14 protein-coding genes are annotated in these 17,241 nt (G+C 66.1%); 4 read left to right on the forward strand and 10 right to left on the reverse strand.

Translation table 11 applies throughout. The features are described 5' to 3' along the window. Positions 1–15 precede the first annotated feature (15 nt). Complete coding sequence (locus QHC78_RS19625; protein ID WP_319747596.1) at positions 16–3,186, reverse strand: alpha-1,4-glucan--maltose-1-phosphate maltosyltransferase; 3,171 nt, start codon at positions 3,184–3,186, stop codon at positions 16–18. Next, complete coding sequence (glgA, locus tag QHC78_RS19630; protein WP_319747598.1) at positions 3,186–4,712, reverse strand: glycogen synthase GlgA; 1,527 nt, start codon at positions 4,710–4,712, stop codon at positions 3,186–3,188. Before glgA ends, QHC78_RS19625 begins: the two co-directional genes overlap by 1 nt. A 329-nt stretch (positions 4,713–5,041) precedes the next feature. Between glgA and QHC78_RS19635 the strand changes: the two genes are divergently transcribed. Beyond that, on the forward strand, positions 5,042–5,440 hold the full coding sequence (locus QHC78_RS19635; RefSeq protein ID WP_319747600.1) for an ankyrin repeat domain-containing protein: 399 nt from the start codon (positions 5,042–5,044) through the stop codon (positions 5,438–5,440). 9 nt (positions 5,441–5,449) lie between these two features. Here the strand turns inward: QHC78_RS19635 and QHC78_RS19640 are convergent, their stop codons facing one another. Then, positions 5,450–6,658, reverse strand: a complete 1,209-nt coding sequence (locus QHC78_RS19640) for an MFS transporter (protein WP_319747601.1) — start codon at positions 6,656–6,658, stop codon at positions 5,450–5,452. A gap of 105 nt (positions 6,659–6,763) precedes the next feature. On the opposite strand from QHC78_RS19640, the gene QHC78_RS19645 reads away from it, so the two are divergent. Continuing rightward, complete coding sequence (locus QHC78_RS19645; RefSeq protein WP_319747603.1) at positions 6,764–8,179, forward strand: MFS transporter; 1,416 nt, start codon at positions 6,764–6,766, stop codon at positions 8,177–8,179. On the opposite strand, the gene QHC78_RS19650 is transcribed toward QHC78_RS19645, so the two are convergent. The 6 genes from QHC78_RS19650 to QHC78_RS19675 all read right to left on the reverse strand — a co-directional run bounded on the left by QHC78_RS19650 (position 8,180) and on the right by QHC78_RS19675 (position 13,305). Continuing rightward, a complete protein-coding gene (locus tag QHC78_RS19650; RefSeq protein WP_319747605.1) occupies positions 8,180–9,805 on the reverse strand; it encodes a sulfite reductase subunit alpha in 1,626 nt (541 codons plus the stop codon). Continuing rightward, positions 9,802–10,824 carry an FAD:protein FMN transferase gene (locus tag QHC78_RS19655; protein WP_319747607.1) on the reverse strand — a complete coding sequence of 341 codons (1,023 nt, stop codon included), beginning with the start codon at positions 10,822–10,824 and terminating at the stop codon, positions 9,802–9,804. The genes QHC78_RS19650 and QHC78_RS19655 overlap by 4 nt, the downstream gene beginning before the upstream one ends. 97 nt (positions 10,825–10,921) lie before the next feature. Then, a complete protein-coding gene (locus QHC78_RS19660) occupies positions 10,922–11,731 on the reverse strand; it encodes a DUF4198 domain-containing protein (protein WP_319747609.1) in 810 nt (269 codons plus the stop codon). Positions 11,732–11,762: 31 nt separating this feature from the next. Then, entirely contained in the window at positions 11,763–12,275 is a 513-nt protein-coding gene (locus QHC78_RS19665) for a DUF2271 domain-containing protein (protein WP_319747610.1), read from the reverse strand. Between the two features lie 13 nt (positions 12,276–12,288). Next, the gene (locus tag QHC78_RS19670) at positions 12,289–12,927 is read right to left on the reverse strand and encodes a PepSY-associated TM helix domain-containing protein (RefSeq protein ID WP_319747612.1); all 639 of its coding nucleotides are present in this window, start codon (positions 12,925–12,927) and stop codon (positions 12,289–12,291) included. Between the two features lie 159 nt (positions 12,928–13,086). Continuing rightward, positions 13,087–13,305 carry a dodecin gene (locus QHC78_RS19675; RefSeq protein ID WP_319747614.1) on the reverse strand — a complete coding sequence of 73 codons (219 nt, stop codon included), beginning with the start codon at positions 13,303–13,305 and terminating at the stop codon, positions 13,087–13,089. A 135-nt stretch (positions 13,306–13,440) separates the two neighbouring features. Between QHC78_RS19675 and mdtD the strand changes: the two genes are divergently transcribed. Together mdtD and QHC78_RS19685 are read left to right on the forward strand one after the other, a co-directional pair. Further along, entirely contained in the window at positions 13,441–14,859 is a 1,419-nt protein-coding gene (gene mdtD, locus QHC78_RS19680; protein ID WP_319747615.1) for a multidrug transporter subunit MdtD, read from the forward strand. Between the two features lie 50 nt (positions 14,860–14,909). After that, on the forward strand, positions 14,910–15,812 hold the full coding sequence (locus QHC78_RS19685) for a recombination-associated protein RdgC (protein WP_319747617.1): 903 nt from the start codon (positions 14,910–14,912) through the stop codon (positions 15,810–15,812). Between the two features lie 22 nt (positions 15,813–15,834). Here QHC78_RS19685 and QHC78_RS19690 read toward each other — a convergent pair whose 3' ends face one another. Further along, on the reverse strand, positions 15,835–17,235 hold the full coding sequence (locus QHC78_RS19690; protein ID WP_319747619.1) for an MFS transporter: 1,401 nt from the start codon (positions 17,233–17,235) through the stop codon (positions 15,835–15,837). Positions 17,236–17,241: the final 6 nt, after the last annotated feature.

The raw sequence follows: 17,241 nt of genomic DNA on the forward strand, positions 1-17,241 counted from the left end.
GCTAGCGATGGATCCCTAGAACCGCCGGGAAATCCGCCATATCCCATAGGGGCCGTGGGGTTCGAGCCGTACGTACTGGGTCTTGCCATGCCAATCGAAGCGGTATCCCCGCAAGAGATCCTCGGCATGCAGCGTGCCGTCGTCCGGCAGCCCGAACTCCCAAAGCGGCAACTCGACATGGGCGCCCTGGCCGGCGTGGGGATCCAGATTCACCACCACGAGCACCACGTTGTCGCGCTCCGGCGTTGCCTTGGTGTAGGCGATCACACTGTCGTTATCGGTGTTCAGGAAACCGATGCCTGTATGGGTGTGCAAGGCGGGATTGTCGCGGCGGATGCGGTTGAGCATGCTGATTTCGGCCACGATATTGCCCGGCCGCGTCCAGTCCCAGGCCCGGATTTCGTACTTTTCCGAATCCAGATATTCCTCTTTGCCCGGAACGGGCGTGCCCTCGCACAACTCGAATCCGTTGTACATGCCCCAGGACCCGGACATGGTCGCCGCCAGCGCGGCACGGATCAGGAAGCCCGGGCGCCCTGATGTCTGCAGGTAGCGCGGGTTGATGTCGGGAGTATTGACGAAAAAATTGGGCCGGAAAAAGTCCGATACCGGCGGCCGCGAAATCTCGTTGAGATAGTCCGTCAGTTCCCATTTGGTGTCGCGCCAGGTGAAATACGTGTAGGACTGCGAGAAGCCGAGTTTGGCGAGCCGGTACATCATCTTGGGCCGCGTAAAGGCTTCGGAGAGGAATACCGCGTCGGGATGGCGGGCGTGGACCTGGGAGATCAGCCATTCCCAGAAAGGAAGCGGTTTGGTATGGGGATTATCGACGCGGAAGATCCGCACACCCTCGGCAACCCAGAACAACACTACGTCGAGCAAGGCCAGCCATAGTCCCGGCGCGGCATCGCGCCCGCCGCGGCCCCGGGCATAGAAATCGACGTTGACGATGTCCTCGTACTTCTTGGGCGGATTCTCCGCATAGCGCAGCGAGCCGTCCGCCCGCCACGCGAACCAGTCCGGATGCTGGGACAGCCAGGGATGGTCGGGCGAGCACTGGATGGCAAAATCGAGCGCGATCTCGAGCCCATGCCGGGCGGCCTCCCGCACGAGCCAGCGAAAATCGTCGAGCGTGCCCAGTTCGGGATGGATGGCATCATGGCCGCCCTCGTGAGAGCCGATGGCATAGGGACTGCCTGGATCGCCGGGACCGGCTATGAGGCTGTTGTTGCGCCCCTTCCGGTTCTTGCGGCCGATGGGATGAATGGGCGGGAAATACAGTACGTCGAACCCCATGTCCCGGATGGCCGGCAACCGGGCGCCGACGTCGGCGAAGGTCCCATGCCGACCGGAATCGCCGCTCTGGGATCGGGGAAAAAGTTCGTACCAGCTGGAATACCGGGCGCGCCGCCGCTCCACCCGCACGGGGAACTCCGGCGAGCGCGAGGCAAACTCACGCGGGTCCAGCGCTCGCATCAGCGTGGCGGCTTCTTGCGACCGGATCCACTCCAGGCAAGCGGCGGTAGACAGATCCGCCAGTCGTTGCGCTGCCTCGGCGGCCGATATGCGCACGTCCTCATCGGCATGCGGACCGCAGGCCTCGAGGACCTGCGCCACCCACGACCTGACCTCCTCCACTTCCACCGCGACGTCCACGCCGGCATCGGTCTTCTTGCGCAACTCGTCGAGGAAGGTTGCAAACGTATCGCGCCAGGCTTCCACCGCGTAGAAACCCATGCCTATACGCTCGGGGCGGCACACGGCTTCCCAGCGGTCGTTGCCGAGATGCCTCATCGAGACCCGCGTCCACTCTTCCTCGTCGGCCGCGCGCCACAGCAAATCGGCTGCCAGCTTGTCGTGGCCATCCATGAAGATGTCGGCCTGCACGCGCAGCGCTTCGCCTGGAGTGCGCTTGATGGCGAAACGGCCATGCTCGATGGCCGGGGCGACCGCCTCGATCGCGACCCGCGGCGCCGCCATGGCCGCCGTCAAGGAGCGGCGGCGGGGCGGACCACCTAACACAGGCGGCGCCGGCCCCAGTTCCACGATCACCACCGCGCCCGGGTCGAGCCGGGCGGGTACGTGCGAGCGCAAGGCCGGCAACCTGGCGTCCTCGCGGGCTCGAACCGGCCGCTGTATGCCATCCGGCAGCCGAGACTGGAGCGCGGGCCAATCGACGTCCGCCTCTGCCGCCACGTCGGGATTGAAAAGCAGCAAATGCGTCCGGCTGCCGCGGGGCCCCATGGCCCGGCGCACCAGCATCGAGATTGCCGCATCGGTGCCGCCCAGCGGGGACAGTTCTACGTCGGAAACCGGTACGCCGGCCAGCCAGCGATTGGCGGCACGGATTTCGGCGGCGAGATCGAGCTGATCGTGGGGCGCGCCGTCCAGGCCGTACCGCTCGAAGCCCAGGGGCACGAGCCAGCCGGCGCCGCACGAAGCAGCCGCCCACAACGCCCGCACCGCGGCGCGCCGGCGCACTTCCGCGCCCGGCACGCCGACACCCGCGGCGCCGGGCCCATACGGGTCCACCGGGAACGAAAGCACGCCCCCGACTTCGTCCAAGGCGTGGCGCTCGTCCATGAACCACGCACTGCGGAAATCCCACCAGGCCAGCGACGAAAAAACATGGGAGAAGCCGACGTCGCGGAGCGCACGCACGGCTTCCCTGGACAAGCCGGGGGTCCACGCAAGAAAGTCCAGCCCCTGCTCGCCCGCTGCAAGGGGCGCGATCCGTTCGCGCAGCGCCTGCGCCGGTACATCGCGCAGGCCGCGCAACAACACGCCGCGGACACCTTGCTCGCGCCATTGCAGCGCGGACGTGGCCCAGTCCTCGTCTTGACCGGCGTCGGTTTCTTCTTGCTCGTCGCAGCGAAGCAGGCGAGGGTCGATCACGCCGCCCTCGCCGACGTTGGCCGGGCGCGCACCTCGGCCGGCATGCAGGGCCCAGTCGACGTAGAGTCCCAGGCGCCGCCGGGCCGCGGCGCGCGTGAGCGCCGCGCAGGCGCCCCGCTCGCGCCCGAGGCTGCGGCCTTCCACCAATATCTGTCCGAACCCCAGGCTGGACGCGGTTTCCAGCACGGCGCGCCACGGCCCGGCGAGCTTTCCTTCCTCGCCGAGCACGGGGCCCAGGACAGCCGCGCGCGCCTGGTAGATCCGGAGCGGATTCTGCCTGCCCGCCGCCATCAGGCCCGTTTCCGCATGGTCGCGGCCACTGGAGCGCTGGCCGCCTCGGGCCTCGGGGCAACCATGGGCGCTCCCACCGGAGCGACCGGCGCAAGCATGCGGTACAACTCGACGTACTGCGCCGCGGAGGCTTCCCAGCCGAAATGGGTCGTCATGCCGTTTTTCTGCATGGCGGACCATCGCTGCGGTTGCGCGAACGTCTCCAGTGCACGCTCGACCGCGGCCAGCATATCGGCCGTGGTGTCGCCATCGAAGAGAATGCCGGTGGCGGTGCCCACCTCCGCTTCCGGGTCGGCCGGCAAGCCTACGATGCTATCGGCCAATCCCCCCACGCGGGAAGCAATCGGCACAGTTCCATACCGCATGGAATAAATCGGCGTCAGGCCGAAGGGCTCGAACCGGCTGCCGTGCAGCAACATGTCTGCGCCCGCATGGAGCAGATGGCCGCGGGCTTCGTCGTAGCCGATGTGGACGCCGACATGGCGCGGATGGCGCCTGGCCAACGCCCGCATCGACTCTTCGATCGCAGGCTCGCCGCAGCCCAGTACGGCGATCTGCAACCGAGGATGGGCCGCCAGCAGCGAGGGGAATACCTCCACCGCCAAGTCCGCCATTTTTTGCGAGGTCAGGCGGCTGCCCATCGCCAGCAAGGGTGCCTCGGGATCGGTCGGCAAACCAAAGGCCCGCTGCATTTCGAGCTTGTTGCGCACCTTCCCGCGCATGTCGAGCACCGTGAAATGCTCGGGAAGAAAAGGATCGCTGCCGGGATCCCAGACTTCCGTATCGATACCGTTGGGAATGGCATGCAACTCGTGCGCGCGCTCGCGCAGGACGCCATCCAGGCCATGGCCGAACTGGGGCGTCAGGATCTCGCGCGCATAACTTGCGCTGACCGTGGTGAGCCGGTCCGCATAGCGCAGGCCGGCCTTCATGAAACTCAGGTTGCCCCAGAACTCGGCGCCATCGCTGCCGCGATAGGCATGAGGAATGCCGAGGTCGTCGGCCAGCCTCATCGGAAACAATCCCTGGAAGGCCAGGTTGTGGATGGTCAGCACCGTCTTGGGCCGCTTGGCGCCTGCGGCGTGCAAGTACAGAGGCGCCAGGGCCGCATGCCAGTCGTGCGCATGCACCACGTGCGGCACCCGTATCGGCGTGTCGGCCACCGAAATCCGCTTTGTCGCCTGCGCGAGCGCCGCAAAGCGTATTCCGTTGTCGGGAAACTCCTTTCCCCGCTCATCGAGATAAGGATTACCAGGACGCATATACAAATCGTCGTTGCGCAAAAGCAAAACGGGTATTTCGCTATCGGCCACCCATCCGGCCCACACGGTGGCGTCGCCTCCGATCAGCCCGGGCAGTTCCGCTACCTGGACAAGATCGCATGCGGCATCCATCGCGCTCTCGTAGGCAGGCATGAAAATAGTCGCATCCACGTGCGCGTCGCGCAAGGCGCGCGTGAGCCCGCTCACTGCGTCCCCCAAACCCCCGGTCTTCGCAAGTGGCAAGGCTTCTGACGTTACTAGCATGACTCTCGGCAGCAAGATTTTTCTCCGGGAAATGGCGCTCCCCGACGGGTCGCTCGGTAAAAGGGGTCAAGGGCTTACATCCCCGGGGAACCCTGGCGCATCCTCCCGGGTCGTGTACTGGAGGTAGGAGAGTGGTTAATACTCGCCGATAAAAATTACCGCTGTGGGTAAGATGTACACGTCCTGCGCGGGCAATTCCAAGGAGTTGTATCCCTTGCAGCGACAAGGGCAATATGCATGCCACAATGCGTCATGCGTACGACAGCGCGTAGCGGGCATTTGTAACGATGTCCTTCTTCGCCTCTCTCTTTCCCACGCGGAGCCCGATCATGAGCCCAACCGATTCCTACCAGCCCAGCGACTCCGTCCAGGCCCTTGCCGGCAAGCTTTTCGACCTCGCGCGGGAAGGAAAGACCGATATGCTGGTGGCCTACTTGCAGGCGGGCGCCCCGCCGGACCTCACCAATCACAAGGGTGACAGCTTGGTAATGCTGGCCGCCTACCACGGCCATGTGGAAACAGTCAGAAAACTACTGGAACACGGGGCCGACCCCAACCGGGTGAACGACCGCGGCCAGAGCCCATTGGCGGGCGCGGTGTTCAAGGGCAGCGATGATGTGGTGCGCGCCTTGCTCGACGGCGGTGCAGACCCGGACCTCGGTACGCCGTCGGCCCGGGATACGGCGCGGATGTTCGGCCGTTCCGGGTATTTCGACGCCGCGAACTAGCGCCGGGCGTCAGGCAGCCGGGGCCCGGGCCACGCGCCCGGACTGCCAAAGCAGCGGTACCAGCACGATCGCCACGGCGGGATAAAGCAGCCAATTGATGGTTTCCCAGCCTGCCGCATTGAGCAGCTTGCCCGACGAGAATGAGGCCAGCGCCACCGAGCCGAATACCAGGAAGTCATTGAGCGCCTGCACCTTGGTACGTTCTTCGGGCCGGTAGCAATCGGTGACCAGGGCGGTGGCGCCGATGAATCCGAGGTTCCACCCTACCCCCAGAAATACCAGGGAAAGCCAGAAATGCGCCACGCTCAGGCCCGCAAGCGCCACGGTGCCCGAGACCGCCATCAGGATCAGACCGGCCATCGTGATGCGTTCCTTGCCGAAACGGGAGATCAGGCGTCCGGTGAAAAAACTCGGCGCGAACATGGCCAGCACATGCCACTGGATCCCCAGCGCGGCTTCGCCCACGGTATGTCCGCACGCGACCATGGCGATCGGCGCAGCCGTCATCACGAAGCTCATCATGCCGAACGAGACGATGCCGGCGATGACGGCCACCACGAAACGGCTCGAAGCCACGATTTCCTTCAACGGGCGGCCGCCGCTCTGTTCGGCCGCCGGCCGTGCCGACCCCCGCAGCAGCATCAGGACCGGAATGGCGGCCAGCGCCAAGCCCGCCTGGCCGAGGAAGCTGCCGGCGAACGGAATGGCGCCGATGGCGTCCCGTGTCCAGATGACGGTCTGCGGGCCGATGACCGCGCCGGCAAGACCGCCGACCATGACCCAGGAAATGGCGCGGGCACGGAACGCCGCGTCGGCGCCATCGGTAGCGCCGAAACGATAGCTCTGCACGCAGGCGCCGTACATGCCGGCAATGGCGGTTGCCAGGCAGAACAGGGCAAACCATGAGGCGGTAATACTGTAGGCACCCAACAGGCCCGCGCCGGCGCCCAGCGCCGCGCCCAGCATATAGGCGGCGCGCCGGCCCAGGCGGCGCATCAGCATCGCCGCCGGGATGGTCCCCAACGCCAGGCCGAGGTTGTAGAGGCTGACCGGCAAGGTCGCCAGCGCCTTGTCGGAAGCCAGCGTCTGGCCCACCAGGCCGCCGAGGGAGATGACGATGGCCGGGCTCGCGCCGCCCAATGCCTGCGCGCAGCTGAGCACCAGTGCATTGCGGCGCACGGTCCGGTCATTCAATGCTTGCGGATTTGCTTGCGTCATCCTCGCCCCTCGTTTTCTTACGATTCTAAGTTATTTGCCGTGCCGCCTGCCGGATGCGCCGGAGCGGCGATATACTGCCCCGGCCATGCCCGCCCGCGCAGCCCTATGACCGCCGCCCCTGCCAAGCCCAATATCATCTGGCTCATCGTCGCCGCCGCCTTCTTCATGGAAACGCTGGACGGCACGGTCATCGCCACTGCGCTGCCCCAAATGGCGGTCACCTTCGGCACCAACCCGGTCAACCTCAGCATAGGCATGACGTCCTATCTCGTAACGCTGGCGGTCTTCATACCGATCAGCGGCTGGGTGGCCGACCGGCTGGGTACGCGCCGCGTTTTCGCCTGGGCGGTCGCCGCCTTTACCGTAGCTTCCGTGCTGTGCGCGCTCAGTACCAGCGTCGCCCAATTCACGGCTGCCCGCGTGTTCCAGGGCATGGCGGGGGCCATGATGGTTCCCGTCGGCCGCCTGGCGGTGTTGCGCAATACCGGCAAGGAGGACCTGGTCCGCGCCATGGCGTTCATCGTCTGGCCAGGCTTGATCGCGCCGGTGATCGGCCCGCCACTGGGCGGATTCCTGGCCACCTACTTGAGTTGGCAGTGGATTTTTCTATTGAACGTGCCGTTCGGGATCGCCGGCATCTTCCTGATCCGCGCCTACATCCCTGAATCGGCGCCGCAGGAGCGGCGTCCCCTGGACCTGGCCGGCTTCGTGCTCAGTGCCCTGGCCCTGAGTGCCGTAATGGTCGGCGTGGAGATGCTGGGTTATGGCGGCCACTGGCAGTGGGGCGTGGCGCTGATCGGCGCGGGCATCGCCTGCGGTGTCTGGCTGGGGGTCCACCTGCGCCGGCATGCCCACCCCCTGATCGATCCTGGCGTCATGCGCGTCGCCTCGTTCCGCGCCGTCATGATCGGCGGGACGATCTCCAGGACGGCCATCAGCGCCATGCCCTTCCTGCTGCCGCTGCTATTCCAGGTCGGGTTCGGCCTGAACGCGTTCGAGGCCGGCATGCTGTACCTGGCGAGCATGCTGGGCAACCTGGGCATGAAGCTCGTCACTACCCAGGCATTGCGCCGCTTCGGATTCCGCAACGTCCTGGTCTTCAACGGCGCCCTGGCGGCGGCCTCGATCGCCGTGTGTGCGGTGCTGTCCGCGCAGACCCCTGTTGTGCTGACTATCCTCATCATGCTGATATGCGGCATGACCCGGTCTATGCAGTTCACAGGCTTGACGTCGATGGCCTTTGCCGAAGTGCCGCAGCCTCAGATGAGCAGCGCCAATACCCTCTTCAGCACGACGCAGCAGATGTCCATGGGGCTGGGCATTGCCGTAGGTGCGGTGTTCCTGCATCTGTGTGCCGCGTTGCGGGGAGATGCTGCGGGCGCATACCAGGTCGTCGACTTCCGGATCACCTTTCTGCTGGTAGGCTTGCTTGCGCTGAGCAGCCTGCTGAGTTTCTCCCGGCTGCGCCGCGATGCCGGGGCCGAGGTCAGTGGCCACCGGCCTACCGGCACGGCAGCCTGATCAGTACACGTCGCGCCTGTACCGGCCCTGCTCGGCCAGCTCGTCGAGCCGATCGCGCCCCAGTATCCGCTCCAGTTCCGCCGCTACCCCTGCGGCCATTCCCTGCAGGCTGCCGCATACATAAATGGCGGCGCCTTCCTCGAGCCAGGCCCGCACCTCGGCCGCGACCGCAGGCAGGCAATCCTGCACATAGCGTGGCCAGCCCGGCGCGCGCGAGAACGCAAGGTCGACGCGTGACAGCAGCCCATGGGCCTGCCAAGCCTCGATTTCTTCCCGGTAGAAGAAATCGCATTCCGGCGTACGTTCGCCGAACAGCAGCCAGTTTCGCCGGGCACCGGCCAAGGCGCGGGCCTTCAAATGGGCACGCAATCCGGCCATGCCGGTACCGTTGCCGATCAGGATCAAGGGCAGGCCCGGAGGCGGGGCATGGAAACTGCCGTTGCGCCGCAGCCGGAGATCGACTGTCGCGCCTATCCCGGCATACCGGGTGAGCCAGCCGGAGCCCAGCCCCAGGCGCCCCTCGGGGTACCGCATCTGGCGAACCAGCAGTTCCAGACGGCCATCCGACGGCAGCGAAGCGATCGAATATTCGCGATGTGGAATAACCGGCAGCGTTGCCGCCAATTGTTCAGCCGTCAGGCCGTGCAATGCCGCCCGCCCGGCCTTGTCATGCGGCAGCAGGCGCGTGGCGAGCACTTCACGCAAGGATGCCGAGCCGCCCGCCTCCCCCACGGATTGCGCACCGTCGAGACCCAGCGTAGCCAACATCGCGTCGACCGCATGCAGATCGTTGCGCGGACCGACTTCGGCGATATCCCCCGCCTCCCAGCTGGCGTCGACGCCGGCACCGGGCACCAGCGCCAGGTGATACGCCGGGTCGCCCGGGCTCTTCTCGTTCAGCAGGCGGCGTTCCACCAGCGTCCATGGCTGATAGCTGGGCCGGGCCCAGTCTTCCATTTCGGCGCTGGCCCCCAGCACGTTCAGATAATGCTGCCAGTGACGCAGCGCCCCTTCGTCGCCGTCATCCACCAGGATGGGGTCGAACAATGGCTCTGCCCCCTGCCGATGCAGCCAATTGGCCAGCGCCTGCCCGAATGCGCAGTATTGGCGGTAGCTGCTGTCTCCCAGCGCGAGCACACCGTAGCTCAAGCCGCGCAGCGGAAGCTCCCGCGCCAGCGTCCCGCGCGCGAACCGGGCCACGCTATCGGGCGCGTCGCCCTCGCCCGTGGTACTGACTACGAACAGCGCCTTCCTGAACTGCTGCAAAGCAGTCCCGCCCAGTTCGCCCAGGTTTGCCAGCCGCACCGGAAGACCGGCGGCCTGTAGCGCCTGCGCACTCTTGCGAGCGATCTGCTCGGCAAAGCCGGTCTGGCTGGCGTACGCCACCAGCAGGGCATCGGGCCCTGTTGCCACCGCCCCTGTTCCGGCCGCAGCCCGACGCCGGCGTAGACCGATCCAGGCGCAGAACGCCACATAGCAGGCCACTACCAGCAGGCCGGCCGCGGCGCGGCGGACGTCCGGCGACCACGGCAGCCCGGTCCGCATGGCCAGCGCCAAAGCCGCCAGCAGCACCAGCACGGCCCCGCCGGCCAGTCTCGCCGGCACAAGATCAGGCTTTTCTTTCATTCCATCATCGCCGCGAAATTGGGCGTCATCGTTTCCTTGAGACCATCTGCCGTACGCTGGACGAACAGCGCGGCCAGGCCTCGGCGACTGGCCCAGGCCAGGCCCGCATCCGGCCCCATGACGGTCAGCGCGGTGGCCAGTGCATCGGCCGCCATGCATTCGGGATGCAACACCGTGACCGACGCCAGGCCGTTGTCGATGGGCGCGCCGCTGCGCGGGTCTATGGTATGGCTATACACGCCTTGGCCATCGGACACGTAGCGCCGGTAGTCGCCCGAGGTGGCAATCGCCAGGTCGTCCAATGCCGCCCATGTCGCGGCCGCCGGGCCCTTGTCTTCGCCCATGGCAAGCGGACCGCCCGCTGGCTGCTCCAATTCGACCCACCACGGCTGGCCATCCGGCTTGACTCCGTGCCCGTAAAGCTCGCCGCCGATCTCGACCAGGTAGCCGGCCACGCCGGCTCGCCGCAGGCGGCGAGCGACGGCGTCCACGGCGTATCCCTTGGCAATGCCGGACAGGTCCACGTAGGCACCGCCCGGCTGGCGCGCGCGCCGGCGCACCGGGTCCAGTTCGATGCGGTGCCAGCCCACGCGCGAGCGCTGGGCCTGGATGTCGGCTTCCGCGGGCCGCGCATGCGGCCCTTCCGGCCCGAAGCCCCATATCTCCACGAGCGGGCCGACGGTCGGATCATAGGCTCCGCCGCTTTCCCCGGCGATCGCCAACGCCTGTTCCAGGACCAGGAACAATGCCGGCGGCAACACGTGCCAACTGCCGGCGGGTGCCGCGTTGAAACGGCTCAAGTCCGAACTGTCCAGCCAAGTGCTCATCTGGTTGATGACTTCGTCCAGCTCGGCCCGTATCTGCGCTTCCAGGTCGGCAGGCGCGGTGCCGTCATCGACGAACTTGACCGACCAGCTGGTCCCCATGGTGGGCCCGCCCAGGACGCACAGCCGCGCTTGCGGAGCATGGCCGCGGCGCGCATCGGGCGACAGGACGAGGGGGACGAGGACGCGGTTCATCAGCAGAAAAAAAGCCCCCGATGGGGGCACCAGGTGCCAGGCGAAGCAGCCGCGGCCCCTTCCCCATACACCTGGGGCAGGCCGGGGCGCCGCAGGTTTATTCGGGCAGCACTTCGAACGTGGCGGCGTAGGTGGAACGCCGCTCCTTGGCCGCGCCGATGGTGGTCTTGTCGTCGCGCGTCTCGGCCTCCATCCAGTACATGCCCGGCTCGGGCCAGGTCACCGAGAACTTGCCATCCGCGTCGGTGCGCGTCTTGATTTCGTGCAACTGATCGCGATAGCGGATCCCGCCCGGCACGATGGATACCTCGATATTTGCGGCGGGCTTGCCGTCCAGCAGCAGGCGGAAGCTTGCTTCCTCCTTGGCGAACAGGTCGTTGGGGTGCGTGATGGGTTCGAGCTCCAGCCCCTGGCCGGTAGGACGAAGCACCGTATCGGTGGGCTTTCCGACGGTCACGAAAGTCTCGAGCCGGCTGTTCGTCTGCGTGACCCGCAGATCCTGCGCGTTGGCCGGAACCTCCTGCGCAAACTTCTCGGCCGATCCGCGCCAGCGCTTGTTCTTGCCATCTTCCTTGTAGGAAGCGAACAAGCCGTTGTTGACTACCGCCATCTTGTAGGTGCCGGTCTGGGTCAGGTGTACGTCGAAGGTGCTGCGATAACGGCCCGTGGATTGGTTCTCCGCCTTGGCCGGCTTGCCGTCCGGCGCGGTTACCGCGAGGTTGGCCAACTGCAGCGGGAAATGCTCGAAATAGAACAGGTCGTTGGATATGGCGGCATCCACGGTCACCCAGGGGTCGGCGCCCGACAGCACGGTGGCCGAAGGCAGCATCCACATGCGGTGCGCCTGGACGGAGAGCGGCAGGCTGAACGCCAGGGCCAGCGCGGCCAGTTTCAGGGACGTCTTCATTGCGGTTTCCTATGAGGGAGATTGCCAAGGATCAGGGTTTGAGTTCGAGCGCCACTCGGCCGAGCTCATGCTCGCCCCGCGCTTCGGATTTGGCCGGCGCCGTCGGCGGCCACTGGAACGGGATGCGCAGCAGCTCCCGGCCGCCGACTTCGCGGGCGGCCTCGACTACCAGTTCGTACTTGCCCGCCGCCAGTTTGCCCAGCGGCGGTTTGCCTTCATTGAACGACAACTGGTGCTCGCCGACCGGGCGGGTCGCGCCGCTGATGCCGTCGGCCGGCATGGTCAATTCGCGGCCGCTGCGGCGCCACCATTGCCGCATGTCCTTGAGCCATTTCGTGCCTTCGTCATTCTTGAGCTTGACGTCATACCAGACGGCCAGGTTGGCGGCGACCTTCTGGTCCGGTCCCTCGACCCAGACGGCCACGTAGGGACGGTGGTATTCAGCGACGTTCAAGCGGGGAATTTCTATCCTCACCGCCATGTCGGCGGCCTGGGCCTGTCCCACCAACAGGCCGCCCACGGCCACCGGGATCAGCGTACGCATAGCCAAAACCTCTTCAGTGAATGAAAACGAGCGCAAGGAACAAGGGCACGGCCACGCCCAGAGCCACCATGGGCCAGGTCACGGGCCGGTTGCGGGCATGGATGTGCAGCAGGAAGAATCCCGTCACGCAGAACACCAGGCAGGCGACCGCGAAGACATCCAGGAACCACTTCCAGGCCTCGCCTGTGTTGCGTCCCTTGTGCAAATCGTTGAAATAGGAAATCCATCCCCGATCGGTGCTTTCGTAGCGCACGGCGCCGTCCGGCAGCTCCACGCTCAACCAGGCGTCGCCGCCCGGACGCGGCAGGGAAAGATAGATTTCGTCGGGCGACCATTCCGCGGGCTGCTCCCCGACCGTGACGGCCAGTTGGCCTTGCAGCCATAACCGCAGGGGAGCCGGCAGCGGCGCCTTGTCCGCCGCCTTGGCTTCGGCCAAGGCGCGTGCCAGCTCGGGCGGCAGTTGCCCTTCTTTGGATACGACCCTGGGATGCGCCTCGATCTGCGAGGCGTGGTTAAGCGTGATGCCGGTCGCGGCGAATAGCAGCATGCCGACCAGGCAGACCGCCGAACTGATCCAGTGCCATTGATGCAGATGCTTCAACCAGAATGAGCGGCGCTTCTGTTCCAGGAAGCGATCTGACTGTTTTTCCATACGGGGGGTGCGCGGCACCTGCTTGAGAATTCGTCCGATCAGTAATGATAACAATTCTCAAGAAAAGCATCTAGCGCACGCCCGGGCTTGCGTCCCGCCCGCGGCGCCCCCCGGCGGCCGGTTTCCGGCCGCCGCGCCGCTCTGCCCCGGCCGAGGCTCCTATTTCCTGGTGTCCTCCAGGCGCACGCCGACCTTCAGGCACACCTGCCAATGCGCGACCTTGCCGTCCTCGATGTGTCCCCGCAGCTGGGTCACCTCGAACCATGCGAGATGGCGCATGGTCAGCGCGGCGCGGTCGATGGCGTTACGAATGGCGTCGTCGCTGGACGTGGTGGACGATCCGACCAATTCGAGCTGCTTGTATACATGTTCCGACATCGTCGTCTCCCGGTTGGTTGTGCATGCCGGCAGCAAAGGCCATGCCCGCAGGCCGCGCCGAATACCGGCCATACCACCTTAGACCATGCCGCCGCCACGAATCAAGCTATCCTAATGGCACCGATGTACCCGGGCATGCTTGTGGAAACGGAAAAATCGCTCAATATCACCCTGTGGCTGGTCGCCATCGGGCTATTCATGCAGACGCTGGACACCACCATCGTGAACACAGCGCTGCCGGCGATGGCCGCAAGCCTGGGCGAAAGTCCCCTGCGCATGCAATCCGTGGTCATTTCCTACGCCCTCACCATGGCAGTACTGATACCCGCCTCGGGCTGGCTTGCGGACCGCTTCGGCACGCGCCGCGTGTACTTCACCGCCATCGTGTTCTTCACCATCGGATCGGTGCTGTGCGCACTGTCGCAGAACCTGAATCAGCTGGTGGCTTCGCGCGTCATACAGGGCGCGGGCGGCGCGATGCTCATGCCGGTCGGCCGGCTGACCATACTGCGCAGCTTTCCTCACCAGCGCCTGTTGCCCGCGCTGAGCTTCGTCGCCATCCCGGCCATGGTCGGACCCATGATCGGCCCGGTCCTGGGCGGCTGGCTGTCCGAACAGTTCTCATGGCACTGGGTGTTCCTGATCAACATTCCGGTGGGGCTTGCCGGTGGCCTGGCAACGCGGGCTTTCCTGATCGACAAGCGCGAGCCCCATCCAGCCGCATTCGACACCGTCGGCTACGGACTGCTGGCGTTCGGCATGGCCGCCATCTCGCTCGCGCTCGACGGCATATCGGGGCGCGGCGTCGGTCATGCGCCCATCGTGCTCATGCTGGTGTTCGGCCTGATCAGCATCGTGACGTACTGGCTGCGCGCCACCCGGCAGGCCGCCCCGCTCTTCTCGCCTACCCTGTTCCACATCCACACCTTTACGATCGGCCTGCTGGGCAATCTCTTCGCGCGGCTGGGCAGCAGCGGCATGCCGTTCCTGCTGCCTTTGCTGTTGCAATTGAGCCTGGGGTATTCGCCCACGCATTCGGGCCTGATGATGCTGCCGGTGGCGGCCGCCGGCATGCTCAGCAAGCGCATGGCGACGGCGCTCATTACCCGGTTCGGCTACCGGCACGTGCTGGTAGTCAATACCGTGCTGGTCGGTTTGACGATTGCCAGCTTCTCGCTGGTCGACGCGTCCCATCCGGTATGGGCGCAGGCGGTACTGATGGCCTTCTTCGGCGCCGTCAACTCGCTCCAGTTCACTGCCATGAACACGCTCACGCTCAAGGACCTCGGCCAGCAAGGCGCCAGCAGCGGCAACAGCATTCTGTCCATGACGCAAATGCTGGCGATGAGCCTGAGCGTCACGGTTGCCGGCGGCATACTCGCTGCCTTCAGCCAGTTGATCGACCATGGCAGCCCGGATGACACCCTGGCAGCGTTCCACGCCACCTTCATCTGCATCGGCCTGCTCACCGCCGCGTCGGCATGGATATTCTGGCAGTTGTCACCCGACGTACCGCGCGAGTCCAAGAAGGACAGCTCGCTGGACCTGGGATGAAGGGCGCCGGGCGGGTCGTATAGAATCGATCCTTTTGCCCGGCCCCTCCCATGTGGTTCAAGAACCTGCAGATCTATCGCATTCCCGCTCCCTGGCCCATGACGCCCGAGCGGCTCGACGAATTGCTCCGGCCGCACGCCTTTGCCCCCGGCTCCAGCCTCGAACTGCAAACCCAGGGATGGGCACCGCCGCTCGAGAACGGCAGCCTGCTGGCCCACGGCGTCGATGGCCAGTTGCTGGTCACGCTGCGTACGGAAAAAAAACTGCTGCCCGCTACCGTCGTCAACCAGGTCGCCAAGGCCAAGGCCCAGGAAATCGAGGAGCAGCAAGGCTACAAGCCCGGCCGCAAGCAGATGAAGGAAATCAAGGAAAACGTCAAGGAAACGCTGCTGCCGCGCGCCTTCAGCATCCTGCGCGATACCCGCGCCTGGATCGACACGCGCAACGGCTGGCTGTGCATCGACGCTTCCTCATCGGCACGCTGCGATGAAATGCTGCAACTGCTGAACCGGGCCATCGACAAGTTCCCCCTGGCCAACCTGCACGTCCAGACCTCTCCCGCGGCGGCCATGACGGACTGGCTGGCCGGCGGCGAGGCGCCGGCCAATTTCACCATAGACCAGGACACGGAATTGCGCTCCAGCGGCGAAGGGCGGGCGACAGTCCGCTACGTGCGGCAATCGGTCGAGGCCGAGGACGTACGCCGCCATATCGAGGCCGGCAAACAATGCACCCGCCTGGCCATGACATGGGCTGACCGGGTGTCCTTCGTACTGACCGAGTCGCTGGCCGTCAAGCGGATCGCGCCACTCGACGTGCTCAAGGAGAATGCCGACACCTTGGCACAGAACGATGCGGAACGCTTCGACGCCGACTTCGCGCTGATGTCGGGAGAACTCGGCAAGCTGATCGCAGACGTCGTCGAGGCCCTGGGCGGCGAAAAACACGATTGAAGCCGGCGGCGCCGGTACCGCCTCAGGACCGGGCCGCCCGCCGCGCACTCCATACCGCCACCGCCGGCGCCAATGCAAAGACGCCAAACAGCCAGCCGGCTGCCGTGCGGGCGCCTTCCAACCCGCCCGGATCGGCCAGGCCGGCGGCGTTTGCCACCATGCCCGCCAGGGCCGCCCCGAGCGCGATCGCATAGAGCTGGATGGTGGTCACGGCTCCCGACGCCAGGTTTTCCTGGCCAGCCGGGGCCGATCGGAATACGCGCGTCACGAAATGCGACCAGCACATCCCTATGCCGAAGCCCACCGCCCCCAGGACCAGGCACAGGACCGGGAAGGCCCACGCGCCATCCAGGCGACCTGGCATCAGTATCGCCAGCCACGCCAGCGCCACGGTGGTAACCACGGGGCCGTCGTGCATCAACCGTGCCGCGGCGCGCCCGGCACGCCCCGAGAACATCAATGCCGCGACGGTCCAGCCGCCTGCCATGACAGCCGTGAGATAACCGGCGGCCAATGGCGTACTGCCATGAATGGTCTGCAGGAAATACGGCACGAAGATCTCGCTGGTCAAGCCAATGACGAGCATGGCCATGGTGATATAGCAGGCGCCCAACACCGTGCGAGGCGAATAGGCCTCGGCGGGCATCAGCGGCGACGCGCCGCGCAGGTCCAGGCGTCCCATCCATGCGACCAGGGCCAGGCCCATCGCCAGGCCCGCGGCATTCCACGCAAGATGGCCGGACAGACTCCCAACCGAAATAGCCAATACCGAGCCTGCCAGCAGCCCCAGTCGTCCCCAGGGCATCCCGGCGCCGGACGACGATGCCGGCGCAGTGGCCGGCACCAGGCGGTGGACCATGACGGCAAGTGCACCCGCCACGGGAAGCAGCGACAGGAAGGCGGGCCGCCACCAGCCGAGAGAGGCGAACAGTCCTCCCAGCGCCGGCCCCGACAGCGTCGCCACGCCCCACATGGCCGACACGAACGCCAACGCGCGCGACCACAGCCGCGGTTCGTACACCAGCCGGATCAACGCATACGACAAGGCCAGCAATACGCCACCGGCCAGCCCCTGTACGGTGCGGCCGACGAGCAGCCACCACATGGCCGGCGCCGCCGAGCACAACAGCGAGCCGGTGCAGAACAGCGCAAGCGCGCACAAATAGGCCCGCCGCGGCCCCATGCGGTCGATCAGCCGGTAGGACAAGGCCGAGCCCAGGATGGACGCCACCACGAACAACGTCGTGTTCCAGGCGTAATAAGCCAGGCCGCCGATGCTGCGGACGATCGTCGGCATGATCGTCGTGACGACATAGACATTGATCGCGTGCAGCGCCACGCCGCCAGCCAGGGCCAGCGAGCGCAGCGCATTGCCGCCCCTCACGAGTTCAAACGGCGACGATGACTCGGACGATGGTGACATACGGAA

The organism is Pigmentiphaga sp., from assembly GCF_033795525.1.
Taxonomy (GTDB): domain Bacteria; phylum Pseudomonadota; class Gammaproteobacteria; order Burkholderiales; family Burkholderiaceae_B; genus Pigmentiphaga.